Below are 12,691 nucleotides of genomic sequence, written 5' to 3'. Positions count from 1 at the left end.
AAAGATTAAACCTTGAGAAAATCAGGCTTTGGTTTTCGCGATGATTTCATCGGCGACGTTCTTCGGCGCCTCAGCGTACTTCAGGAACTCCATGGTGTAGGTGGCGCGGCCCTGAGTGGCGGAGCGCAGATCGGTCGCGTAACCGAACATTTCCGCCAGCGGCACTTCCGCATTCACGACCTTGCCGGACGGGCTGTCGTCCATACCCTGGATCAGGCCGCGACGGCGGTTCAGGTCGCCGACCACGTCACCCATGTTCTCTTCCGGGGTTACCACTTCCACCTTCATGATCGGCTCCAGCAGTACCGCACCGCCCTTCTGGGCCAGCTGCTTGGTCGCCATGGAACCGGCGATTTTAAACGCCATTTCGTTGGAGTCCACATCGTGGTAGGAACCGTCGTACAGAGTCGCCTTCAGGCCCAGCAGCGGGTAGCCCGCCAGCACACCGTTCTGCATCTGCTCTTCGATACCCTTCTGTACCGCCGGGATGTATTCCTTCGGTACCACACCGCCCACGATTTCGTTGACGAACTCCAGGCCGTCCTGGGACTCGTCCTCGGCCGGCTCGAAGCGGATCCACACGTGACCGTACTGACCGCGACCACCGGACTGACGAACGAATTTGCCTTCGATCTCGGCAGTGTTGCGGATGGTCTCGCGGTAGGCCACCTGCGGCTTACCGATATTGGCCTCCACGTTGAACTCGCGGCGCATACGGTCGACGATGATGTCCAGGTGCAGCTCACCCATACCGGAGATGATGGTCTGGCCGGTCTCTTCGTCGGTCTTCACACGGAAAGACGGGTCTTCCTGGGCCAGCTTGCCCAGCGCGATACCCATCTTCTCCTGGTCCGCCTTGGACTTCGGCTCCACCGCCACGGAGATTACCGGCTCCGGGAACTCCATGCGCTCGAGTACGATCTTGTGGTTCTCGTCACACAGGGTGTCACCGGTGGTCACGTCTTTCAGGCCGATGGCCGCGGCGATATCGCCCGCCAGCACTTCCTTGATCTCTTTGCGGTCGTTGGCGTGCATCTGCACCATACGGCCGACCCGCTCTTTCTTCATCTTCACGGAGTTGTACACGGAAGTACCGCTCTCCAACTTACCGGAGTAAACGCGGAAGAAGGTCAGAGTACCGACGAAGGGGTCGGTGGCGATTTTGAACGCCAGCGCGGCGAAAGGCGCGTCGTCGTCGGCTTCGCGAGACTCGACGGTCTCGCCGTCTTCCAGCGTACCCTCGATCGCCCGCACTTCGGTCGGCGCCGGCAGGTATTCGATCACCGCATCCAGCACGGCCTGAACACCCTTGTTCTTGAAAGCGGAGCCGCCCAGAACCGGTACGATTTCGTTGGCCAGAGTGCGCTGACGAATGGCCGCCTTGATCTCTTCCTCGGACAGCTCGCCCCCTTCCAGGTACTTGTCCATCAGCTCTTCGTTGGCTTCCGCAGCCGCCTCCACCAGGAACTCGCGCATTTCGTTGCACTCGTCCACCAGATCTGCGGGGATGTCCTCGTAGGTGAAGCTCATGCCCTGGTCTTCGTCGTTCCAGATGATGGCCTTCATCTTGACCAGATCGACGACGCCCTTGAACTCGTCCTCGGCACCGATGGTCATCTGCAGCGGAACGGCATTCGCGTTCAGGCGATCTTTCAGCTGCTTGACCACGTTGCGGAAGTTGGCACCGGCGCGGTCCATCTTGTTGACGAACACCATGCGCGGCACTTCGTACTTGTTGGCCTGACGCCAAACGGTTTCGGTCTGCGGCTGCACACCGGAGGAACCACACAGAACAACAACCGCACCGTCGAGTACACGCAGGGAGCGCTCTACTTCGATGGTGAAGTCGACGTGCCCGGGGGTGTCGATGATGTTGATGCGGTGCTGATCGAACTGCTGCTGCATACCGGCCCAGAAGCAGGTGGTCGCCGCAGAAGTAATGGTGATACCGCGCTCCTGCTCCTGCTCCATCCAGTCCATGGTGGCGGCGCCTTCGTGCACCTCACCGATTTTGTGGGACAGACCAGTGTAGAAGAGTACGCGCTCGGTAGTAGTGGTTTTACCGGCATCTACGTGGGCGCAGATACCGATATTGCGATAGCGTGCGATAGGCGTTTTACGTGCCACAGTTGTATCCTCGATATAACGGCAAAAGGCAGCCCGAAAATTTTCGCGCTGCCTTTCGGTATTAATTTCCGATGTGGGTATTCATCAGACTTAGAAGCGGTAGTGAGAGAACGCCTTGTTGGCTTCCGCCATACGGTGTACGTCTTCACGCTTCTTGACCGCGCCGCCCTTGTTCTGGGAAGCGTCGATCATCTCGTTGGCCAGGCGCTGAGCCATGGATTTCTCACCGCGCTTGCGGGAGAACTCCACCAGCCAACGCATTGCCAGTGCCATGCGGCGCGAGGGACGCACTTCTACCGGCACCTGGTAAGTCGCACCACCAACGCGGCGGGATTTCACTTCCACCATCGGCGCGATATTTTCCAGGGACTCTTCGAAAACTTCGATCGGGTCTTTGTTCAGTTTTTCTGAAACCATGTCCAGAGCACCGTAAACGATACGCTCTGCAACAGATTTCTTGCCGCTGATCATGACGTGGTTCATGAACTTGGCGAGGGTGACGTTCCCGAACTTGGGATCGGGCAGCACTTCGCGCTTGGCGACTACTCGTCTTCTTGGCATGGGATTGCCTCTCTTCAGGGTTACTCTGAGACGCCGCCGTAACTCAAATACTCATCGGCGAGCTCAGCCTTACTCCGGTTGGAAACCGAAACGCAATAAAGTCTAAGGATTAACCTTTAGGACGCTTGGCGCCGTACTTGGAACGGCCCTGCTTGCGATCGTTTACGCCGGCACAGTCCAGTGCACCGCGTACAGTGTGGTAGCGCACACCCGGCAGGTCCTTTACACGACCGCCGCGAATCAGCACCACGCTGTGCTCCTGCAGGTTGTGGCCCTCACCGCCGATGTACGAAGTCACTTCGTAACCATTGGTCAGACGCACACGGCAAACCTTGCGCAGTGCGGAGTTCGGCTTCTTCGGTGTAGTGGTGTACACGCGAGTGCAAACTCCACGACGCTGCGGGCTGGCCTGCAGAGCGGGAACGTCGCTTTTTTCGACTTTGCGTTTTCTCGGCTTACGAACCAACTGGTTGATCGTTGCCATTAAAAATCACTCCAAAAATAAAACGCCCCCACCTCGAGAGCGGGGGCCCAGTCGTCTGTGTGCCCCGCTGGCCATGACATAAAGGCCGGGCAGAGCACCCCACATAAGCGGGGGCCGCATTCTATAGGCGGCGGCCCGCCTAGTCAATTGGCAGCGGAAGTAAGTACTAACCTTCGTGCCAATCCATGCTCAGCCCGAGAGAAAGCGCTGAACTCGATGCGAAGGCACCGGTAGCAGGGCCGCCACGGCGGCCGATTCCGGCACTCCCCTCTCCCCCGGCCCCTCTCCCGCAAGCGGGAGAGGGGAGCCCGGGCACGAACTCCGGAGAACTATTACTCCCCGGAGGACTTCAGAGCCTCGGTCAGGGCCGCTTCCACCTCTGCGGCGGACGGACCTTCGCCGAAGCCCTCTTCCATCTGCAGGCTGCGCTTGCGCTTGCGCTCGGCGTGGTATGCCAGGCCGGTACCGGCCGGTATCAGGCGACCCACCACGACGTTCTCCTTCAGGCCGCGCAGGTTGTCTTCCTTGCCGGTCACCGCCGCCTCGGTCAGCACGCGGGTGGTCTCCTGGAAGGAGGCCGCGGACAGGAAGGACTCGGTGGCCAGGGACGCCTTGGTGATACCCAGCAGCAGGCGCTCGAACTGGGCCGGCTGCTTGCCCTCGGCGCGCAGGCGCTCGTTCTCTTCGATGACCCGCTGGTACTCCACCTGGTCGCCCTTGATGAACTCGGAGTCGCCCATCTCCAGGATCTCCACCTTGCGTAGCATCTGACGCACGATCACTTCGATGTGCTTGTCGTTGATGCCCACGCCCTGGAGGCGGTAGACCTCCTGGATCTCATTGGTGATGTAGCGCGCCAGCTCTTCGACGCCCTTCAGGCGCAGGATATCGTGCGGATTGGAGGGGCCGTCGGAGATGACCTCGCCCTTCTCCACCGTCTCGCCCTCGAACACGGTCAGCTGGCGGTGCTTCGGAATCAGCACCTCGTAGTGATCCTTGCCATTCGGCAGCGGCTTGCCGTCCTGCGGGGTAATCTGCAGGCGCACCTTGCCCTTGGTCTCCTTGCCGAAGGACACGGTACCGGAGATCTCCGCCAGGATGGCCGGCTCCTTCGGCTTGCGCGCCTCGAACAGGTCGGCAACCCGCGGCAGACCACCGGTGATGTCCTTGGTACCGCCGGATTCCTGCGGAATACGCGCGATAACGTCGCCCACGCTGACCTTGTCGCCGTCCTTCAGGCTCAGGATGGCGCGCGGCGGCAGCGCATAGTGCGCCGGTGCGTTGCTGTTGGCCAGGGTCAGTTCCTCGCCGTTCTCGTCCACCAGGGTCACCGCCGGACGCAGATCCTTGCCTGCCGCCGGGCGCTCGGCCGGATCGATCACCTCGATGGAGGTCAGACCGGTAATCTCGTCGGTCTGCTTGCGGATCGACAGTCCCTCTTCCATACCGGACAGCTTCACCCAGCCGGCCACTTCGGTGATGATCGGGTGAGTGTGCGGGTCCCACTTGGCCACGACCTGGCCGCCTTCCACTTCCGCGCCTTCGGCCACATTGATGGTGGCACCGTAGGGCAGCTTGTAGCGCTCGCGCTCGCGGCCGGCGCTGTCGGCGACCGCAAGTTCACCGGAACGGGACACCGCCACCAGGTTGCCACTCTCGGTCTTGACCGTCTTCACGTTGTGCAGGCGCACAGTACCCGGCTGCTTCACCTGGATGCTGTCCGCCGCTGACGCGCGGCTCGCCGCACCGCCGATGTGGAAGGTACGCATGGTCAACTGGGTGCCCGGTTCACCGATGGACTGGGCCGCAACCACGCCCACGGATTCACCCGGGTTGGCGCGGTGACCGCGGGCCAGATCGCGGCCGTAACACTGGGCACAGATACCGTGCGCTGTCTCACAGGTGATCGGAGAGCGCACCACCACCTCGTCGATACCCATGGCCTCGATACGCTCGACCCAGGCCTCGTCGATCATGGTGCCCGCGGACACGGCGATCTCGTCGCTGCCCGGCTTCAGCACGTCCCGCGCCACCACGCGACCGAGGATGCGGTCGCCGAGGGACTCGATCACGTCGCCGCCCTCGATCACCGGCGCCATGGTCAGGCCGGCGTCGGTGCCGCAATCCACTTCGGTGATTACCACGTCCTGGGCCACGTCCACCAGGCGGCGGGTCAGGTAACCGGAGTTCGCGGTCTTCAGGGCGGTATCCGCCAGACCCTTACGGGCGCCGTGGGTGGAGATAAAGTACTGCAGTACCGAGAGCCCCTCGCGGAAGTTCGCGGTAATCGCGTTCTCGATAATGGAGCCGTCCGGACGCGCCATCAGGCCGCGCATACCGGCCAGCTGGCGAATCTGCGCCTCACTACCCCGGGCGCCGGAGTCCGCGTACATGTACACGGAGTTGAAGGAGTCCTGCTCAGTCTCGTTGCCGTCGCGGTCGATCACCTTCTCCTTCCGGATACCGGCCATCATCGCCTGGGTCACCTTGTCGTTGGTGCGCGACCAGACGTCGATGACCTTGTTGTACTTCTCGCCGGCGGTCACGAGACCGGAGGCAAACTGGCTCTCGATCTCTTTCACTTCCGCTTCCGCGGCGGCGATCAGCTCGGCCTTGGCCGCCGGGATCTCGAAGTCGTTCACACCGATGGAGGAACCGGACTTGGTGGAGAAATCGAAACCGGTGTACATCAGCTGGTCGGCGAAAATCACCGTCGCCTTCAGGCCCACCTTGCGGTAACACTCGTTCAGAATGCGCGAGATGGCCTTCTTCTTCATCGGCTGGTTGACCATCTCGAAAGGCAGGCCTTCCGGGACTATGTTCCACAGCAGCGCGCGGCCGACGGTGGTGTCGTAAATGGTGCGCTTCTCCTGCTTCTCGCCGTCATCCCCGATTTCCACTTCGCGGATGCGCACCTTGACTTTCGCCTGCAGGCCCACCTGCTTGGCGTAGTAGGCGCGGCTCACCTCCTTGATATCGGAGAAGAACATGCCCTCGCCCTTGTCGTTGATACGCTCGCGGGTCATCCAGTACAGACCCAGTACCACGTCCTGGGACGGCACGATGATCGGCTCGCCGTTGGCCGGCGACAGGATGTTGTTGGTGGACATCATCAGCGCGCGGGATTCCAGCTGCGCCTCGATGGTCAGCGGTACGTGTACCGCCATCTGGTCACCGTCGAAGTCGGCGTTGTAGGCCGCACACACCAGCGGGTGCAGCTGGATCGCCTTGCCTTCGATCAGCACCGGTTCGAACGCCTGGATACCCAGGCGGTGCAGGGTCGGGGCGCGGTTCAGCAGTACCGGGTGCTCGCGGATCACCTCGTCGAGGATATCCCAAACCACCGCCTCTTCGCGCTCGACCATTTTCTTGGCCGCCTTGATGGTGGTGGCCAGGCCGCGGGATTCCAGCTTGCCGAAGATGAACGGCTTGAACAGCTCCAGGGCCATCTTCTTCGGCAGGCCGCACTGGTGCAGGCGCAGGGTCGGGCCCACCACGATTACGGAACGGCCGGAGTAGTCGACGCGCTTACCGAGCAGGTTCTGGCGGAAGCGGCCCTGCTTGCCCTTGATCATGTCGGCCAGGGACTTCAGCGGGCGCTTGTTGGAGCCGGTGATGGCGCGGCCGCGGCGGCCGTTGTCCAGCAGCGCGTCCACGGATTCCTGCAGCATGCGCTTTTCGTTGCGCACGATAATGTCCGGCGCGTTCAGCTCGAGCAGGCGCTTCAGGCGGTTGTTGCGGTTGATCACCCGGCGGTACAGATCGTTCAGATCGGAGGTCGCAAAGCGACCGCCGTCCAGAGGTACCAGCGGGCGCAGATCCGGCGGCAGCACCGGCAGCGCCTCCATGATCATCCACTCCGGATTGTTGCCGGACTTGTAGAAGGCCTCCAGCAGCTTCAGGCGCTTGGACAGCTTCTTGATCTTGGTCTCGGAGTTGGTGGCCGGGATCTCCTCGCGCAGGCGCTGGATTTCCGCCGGCAGGTCGATATCGCGCATCAGCTCCTGGATGGCTTCCGCGCCCATCTTGGCCTCGAACTCGTCGGCGAACTCCTCCATCGCCTCGAAGTACTGCTCGTCGTTCAGCAGCTGGCCGCGCTCCAGGGTGGTCATGCCCGGATCGGTGACCACATAGGATTCGAAATACAGCACGCGCTCGATATCACGCAGGGTCATGTCCAGCAGCAGGCCGATACGGGACGGCAGCGACTTCAGGAACCAGATATGCGCAACCGGGCTGGCCAGTTCGATATGGCCCATGCGCTCGCGGCGCACCTTGGCCTTGGTGACCTCAACGCCGCACTTTTCACAAATGATGCCGCGGTGCTTCATGCGCTTGTACTTGCCGCACAGGCACTCGTAGTCCTTCACCGGACCGAAAATCTTGGCGCAGAACAGACCTTCGCGCTCCGGCTTAAAGGTGCGGTAATTGATGGTCTCCGGCTTCTTCACCTCGCCGTAGGACCAGGAGCGGATCATGTCCGGGGATGCCAGACCGATACGGATAGCGTCAAATTCTTCCAGGTGTTCCCGGTCTTTCACCAGGTTCAGCAAATCTTTCAAGGCCTTTCCTCCACTAGGGGGTATTCATCCCGGCTTACACCATCTTGGGCCGGGCGGGCCGGCGCCCCAAATTGCGGGGCCGCCGGCGCTTGTCTCAGTTCGCCCGGCGAATTTTGCTCGCGCAAATCCGCCGGGCTCCTACACCAGCGATCGACTCAGTCGTGCTCCAGCTCGAAGTTCATGCCGAGGGAGCGGATCTCCTTGACCAGTACGTTGAAGGATTCCGGCATACCCGGCTCCATACGGTGGTCGGAGTCGACGATGTTCTTGTACATCTTGGTGCGGCCTTCCACGTCGTCGGACTTGACCGTGAGCATTTCCTGCAGGGTGTAGGCGGCGCCGTAGGCTTCCAGCGCCCAGACCTCCATCTCACCGAAGCGCTGGCCACCGAACTGCGCCTTACCGCCCAGCGGCTGCTGGGTCACCAGGCTGTAGGAACCGGTGGAGCGCGCGTGCATCTTGTCGTCCACCAGGTGGTTGAGCTTCAGCATATACATGTAGCCCACGGTTACCGGACGCTCGAAGGCATCGCCGGTGCGGCCGTCGTACAGGGTGATCTGGCCGGAGTCCGGCACATCCGCCAGGCGCAGCAGCTGCTTGATCTCGCTCTCGTCGGCGCCGTCGAATACCGGCGTCGCCATCGGCACGCCCTTGCGCAGGTTCTCCGCCATCTCCAGGATCTCCTGGTCGGACAGGGAGTCCAGCTCCTCCTTGCGGCCGCCAGTGGAGTTGTAGACCTCTTCCAGGAAGCCGCGGATCTTGGCCGCCTCCTGCTGCTCCTTGAGCATGCGGTCGATCTTCACGCCGAGGCCCTTGGCGGCCATACCCAGGTGCATTTCCAGCACCTGACCCACGTTCATGCGCGAAGGCACGCCCAGCGGGTTCAGGACGATATCCACCGGCTCGCCGTTTTCGTCGTAGGGCATATCCTCGACCGGCTTGATCACGGAGATCACACCCTTGTTACCGTGGCGACCGGCCATCTTGTCGCCCGGCTGGATGCGGCGCTTGATCGCCAGGTAGACCTTGACGATTTTCAGTACGCCCGGCGCCAGATCGTCGCCGGATTCCAGTTTCTTCTTCTTGTCCTCGAACTGCTCATCGAGCAGCTTGCGGCGCTCCTTCAGCTGCGCCTCGGCCTTTTCCAGCTGCTCGTTGAGACTCTCTTCGGCCATGCGCAGCTTGAACCAGTCCTCGCGCGGCAGCTTGGCCAGCACCTCCGCGGTCAGCACATCGCCCTTCTTGACGCCCTTGCCGCCGGCGACCTTCTGGCCTTCCAGCGCCGCCTGCAGACGCTCGAAGGTGGCGCCCTCGACGATGCGGTACTCTTCGTTCAGATCCTTGCGCACTTCGTCCAGCTGCGCCTTCTCGATATCCAGGGAGCGCTGGTCCTTCTGCAGGCCGTCGCGGGTGAACACCTGCACGTCGATGACGGTGCCGCGGGTGCCGGAAGGCGCGCGCAGGGAGGTGTCCTTCACGTCGGAGGCCTTCTCACCGAAGATGGCGCGCAGCAGCTTCTCTTCCGGAGTCAGCTGGGCCTCGCCCTTCGGCGTCACCTTGCCCACCAGAATGTCACCGGGACCGACTTCGGCACCGATATAGACGATGCCGGACTCGTCCAGCTTGTTCAGCGCGGACTCACCCACGTTGGGGATATCCGCGGTGATCTCCTCGCTGCCCAGCTTGGTGTCGCGGGCGATACAGGTCAGCTCCTGGATGTGGATGGTGGTGAAGCGGTCTTCCTGCACCACGCGCTCGCTGATCAGGATCGAATCCTCGAAGTTGTAGCCGTTCCAGGGCATGAACGCGATGCGCATGTTTTGGCCCAGGGCCAACTCGCCCAGGTCCACGGAGGGGCCGTCGGCGAGGATATCGCCGCGCTCGACAACGTCGCCGGTCTTCACGATCGGGCGCTGGTTGATGCAGGTGTTCTGGTTGGAGCGGGTGTACTTGGTCAGGTTGTAGATATCCACACCCGCCTCACCGGCTTCCACCTCGGTGTCGGCCACGCGCACGACCACGCGGCTGGCGTCGACGCGCTCGATCACACCGCCGCGCTTGGCCACCACGCAGACACCGGAGTCACGCGCCACGGTGCGCTCCATACCGGTACCCACCAGCGGCTTCTCGGCGCGCAGCGTCGGCACCGCCTGGCGCTGCATGTTCGAGCCCATCAGGGCGCGGTTGGCGTCGTCGTGCTCGAGGAACGGGATCATCGCCGCGGCCACGGACACCACCTGCTTCGCGGACACGTCCATATACTGGATCTCGTCCGGCGTCTTCAGGGTGAATTCGTTCTGGTGACGCACGCTGACCAGGTCGTCGGTAAAGCGGCCGTTCTCGTCCACGGCGGCGGACGCCTGGGCGATCACATAGTTGGCCTCGTTAATCGCGGACAGGTATTCGATTTCGTCGGTCACCTGGCCGTTGACCACCTTGCGGTAGGGGCTCTCGAGGAAGCCGTAGTGGTTGGCGCGGGCGTAGGTGGCCAGGGAGTTGATCAGACCGATGTTCGGACCTTCCGGCGTCTCGATCGGACACACGCGGCCGTAGTGGGTCGGGTGCACGTCGCGCACCTCGAAGCCGGCGCGCTCGCGGGTCAGGCCGCCCGGGCCGAGGGCGGATACACGGCGCTTGTGGGTCACTTCCGACAGCGGGTTGTTCTGGTCCATAAACTGGGACAGCTGCGAGGAACCGAAGAATTCCTTCACCGCGGCCGCCACCGGCTTGGCGTTGATCAGATCCTGGGGCATCAGGCCCTCGGACTCGGCCATGGACAGGCGCTCTTTCACCGCGCGCTCGACACGCACCAGGCCCACGCGGAACTGGTTCTCGGCCATCTCGCCGACGGAACGCACGCGGCGGTTACCCAGGTGGTCGATATCGTCCACCATGCCGTGGCCGTTGCGGATATCGATCAGCGTCTTCAGGACGTCGACGATATCCTCCTTGCTCAGGGTACCCGGGCCGGTTTCGTCTTCGCGGCCCAGACGGCGGTTGAACTTCATGCGGCCGACCGCGGACAGGTCGTAGCGCTCGTCGGTGAAGAACAGGTTCTCGAACAGGGACTCCGCGGACTCCTTGGTCGGCGGTTCGCCCGGGCGCATCATGCGGTAGATCTCGACCAGCGCTTCCAGCTGGGTGCGGGACGGGTCTGCGCGCAGCGTGTCGGAGATGAACGGACCGCGGTCCAGGTCGTTGGTGTACAGGGTCTCGAACTTTTTGATGCCCAGCGCGCGCAGCTTGGCGATCACCTCTTCGGTAATCTCGGTGTTGCACTCGATGGCCACTTCGCCGGTGGACTCGTCGATGATGTCGTGGGCCAGCACGCGGCCGTGCAGATACTCGAGCGGCGCTTCGAGGCGCTCGACGCCGGCCTTTTCCAGCTGGCGGATATGGCGCGGGGTGATACGGCGGCCTTCCTCGACAATGACCTTGCCCTTGCCGTCCTTGATGTCGAAGGAGGCCACGTCACCGCGCAGGCGCGACGGGATCAGCTCGAGGCTGCAGTTCTCGTCGTGCAGCTCGAACTTGCTGGTCTCGAAGAACATCTCCAGCATCTCCTGGGAGCTGTAGCCCAGGGCGCGCAGCAGGATCGTCGCCGGCAGCTTGCGGCGGCGGTCGATACGCACGTAGACGAGGTCTTTCGGGTCGAACTCGAAGTCCAGCCAGGAACCGCGGTAGGGAATCACCCGCGCAGCGTAGAGCAGCTTGCCGGAGGAGTGGGTCTTGCCTTTGTCGTGATCGAAGAACACACCCGGGGAGCGGTGCAGCTGGGAAACAATCACGCGCTCGGTACCGTTGATCACGAAGGTACCATTGTCGGTCATGAGCGGAATTTCGCCCATGTACACTTCCTGCTCCTTGATGTCCTTGATGGACTTGCTGGCGGATTCCTTGTCGTAAATGATCAGGCGCACGCGCACCCGCAGCGGACAGGCGTAAGTCACGCCGCGCAGGGTACACTCCTTAACGTCGAACGCCGGCTTGCCCAGGGTGTAGCTCACATACTCCAGGGCGGCGTTGCCGGAATAGCTGACAATAGGAAATACGGACTTGAAGGCCGCCTGCAGGCCCACATCCAGGCGCTCGTCGGGGCGCTTGTCGGCCTGTGTGAAATTGCGATAGGAGTCGAGCTGTATCGCAAGAAGGAAAGGTACATCCATGACCTTGGGCAGTTTGCCGAAATCCTTGCGAATACGTTTTTTCTCAGTGTATGAGTAAGCCATTCATATTCCCCAGCTTGATCGGTGACAAGACTTCGTGGAGCCAAAGAGCCCCTCCGGGCGAGAAGCCTCTGGTCAACGCGGTGCCGCCACGCTGACCGGAAACCTCTCTCGCGCTTTTCAGTAGCGCGCCCTGTGCGTTAAGGTGTATGCGGGAACCATGCGGTCAATTTCGATGCCCGCAGAGCCACAAAAACCTCACTGCCGCAAACGGCAAAAAGGCCGGCGGACATAGTCCACCAGCCTTGCCGCTGCCGGGCGGTCACACCGCCGGCAGCGGAGAGTCGCAACGACCGAATTACTTCAGTTCTACAGTTGCGCCAGCTTCTTCCAGCTCTTTCTTGGCCGCTTCGGCTTCTTCCTTGGTCGCGCCCTCTTTCAGCGGGCTCGGAGCGCCGTCTACCAGCGCCTTGGCTTCCTTCAGGCCCAGGCCGGTGATACCGCGAACTACCTTGATCACGTTCACTTTCTTGTCGCCGGCAGAAGCCAGGATCACGTCGAAAGAGTCTTTCTCTTCGGCGGCAGCTTCGCCGCCAGCCGGGCCGGCCACTACTGCGGCAGCAGCGGTAACGCCGAACTTCTCTTCCATTGCTTCGATCAGCTCGACAACGTCCTTAACAGACATTTCGGCAACAGCGTTGATGATATCTTCTTTAGTCAGAGACATGAGTCAGTACCTGATTTGATTTGAGCAGCGAGCTGCTCGTCTAATTCAATAAAACAGTCGTTGA

The 12,691-nt window shown here is 62.0% G+C and carries 6 protein-coding genes; all 6 read right to left on the bottom strand.

Features of this window, described 5'->3' with window-relative positions; translation table 11 throughout:
- Positions 1–21: 21 nt before the first annotated feature.
- The 6 genes from fusA to rplL all read right to left on the bottom strand — a co-directional run bounded on the left by fusA (position 22) and on the right by rplL (position 12,627).
- Positions 22–2,127, bottom strand: a complete 2,106-nt coding sequence (fusA, locus tag ACXAF3_RS15635) for an elongation factor G (protein ID WP_475113241.1) — start codon at positions 2,125–2,127, stop codon at positions 22–24.
- 90 nt (positions 2,128–2,217) lie between these two features.
- Positions 2,218–2,688: a 30S ribosomal protein S7 gene (gene rpsG, locus ACXAF3_RS15630; protein ID WP_073277984.1), complete on the bottom strand. Its 471-nt coding sequence runs from the start codon at positions 2,686–2,688 to the stop codon at positions 2,218–2,220.
- A gap of 109 nt (positions 2,689–2,797) precedes the next feature.
- Positions 2,798–3,172 (bottom strand): 30S ribosomal protein S12, encoded by a 375-nt coding sequence (rpsL, locus tag ACXAF3_RS15625; protein ID WP_067150990.1) that lies wholly within the window; start codon positions 3,170–3,172, stop codon positions 2,798–2,800.
- 332 nt (positions 3,173–3,504) lie between these two features.
- Positions 3,505–7,734: a DNA-directed RNA polymerase subunit beta' gene (gene rpoC / locus ACXAF3_RS15620; RefSeq protein ID WP_475113240.1), complete on the bottom strand. Its 4,230-nt coding sequence runs from the start codon at positions 7,732–7,734 to the stop codon at positions 3,505–3,507.
- 155 nt (positions 7,735–7,889) lie between these two features.
- Positions 7,890–11,963, bottom strand: coding sequence for a DNA-directed RNA polymerase subunit beta (rpoB, locus tag ACXAF3_RS15615; protein WP_475113239.1), 4,074 nt, complete (start codon positions 11,961–11,963; stop codon positions 7,890–7,892).
- 295 nt (positions 11,964–12,258) lie between these two features.
- Positions 12,259–12,627 carry a 50S ribosomal protein L7/L12 gene (rplL, locus tag ACXAF3_RS15610; RefSeq protein WP_475113238.1) on the bottom strand — a complete coding sequence of 123 codons (369 nt, stop codon included), beginning with the start codon at positions 12,625–12,627 and terminating at the stop codon, positions 12,259–12,261.
- Between the last annotated feature and the right edge of the window lie 64 nt (positions 12,628–12,691).

The sequence above is a fragment of the Microbulbifer sp. ABF4_143 genome, assembly GCF_056160225.1.
Note: the sequence above shows the minus strand (reverse complement) of the source record. Positions and strands in the feature narration are given on the sequence as shown.

What these genes read in the sequence shown, in the direction of transcription:
- rpsG (WP_073277984.1), bottom strand. Translation starts at nt 2,688, where the DNA reads ATGCCAAGAAGACGAGTAGTCGCCAAGCGCGAAGTGCTGCCCGATCCC.
- rpsL (WP_067150990.1), bottom strand. Translation starts at nt 3,172, where the DNA reads ATGGCAACGATCAACCAGTTGGTTCGTAAGCCGAGAAAACGCAAAGTC.
- rpoB (WP_475113239.1), bottom strand. Translation starts at nt 11,963, where the DNA reads ATGGCTTACTCATACACTGAGAAAAAACGTATTCGCAAGGATTTCGGC.
- rplL (WP_475113238.1), bottom strand. Translation starts at nt 12,627, where the DNA reads ATGTCTCTGACTAAAGAAGATATCATCAACGCTGTTGCCGAAATGTCT.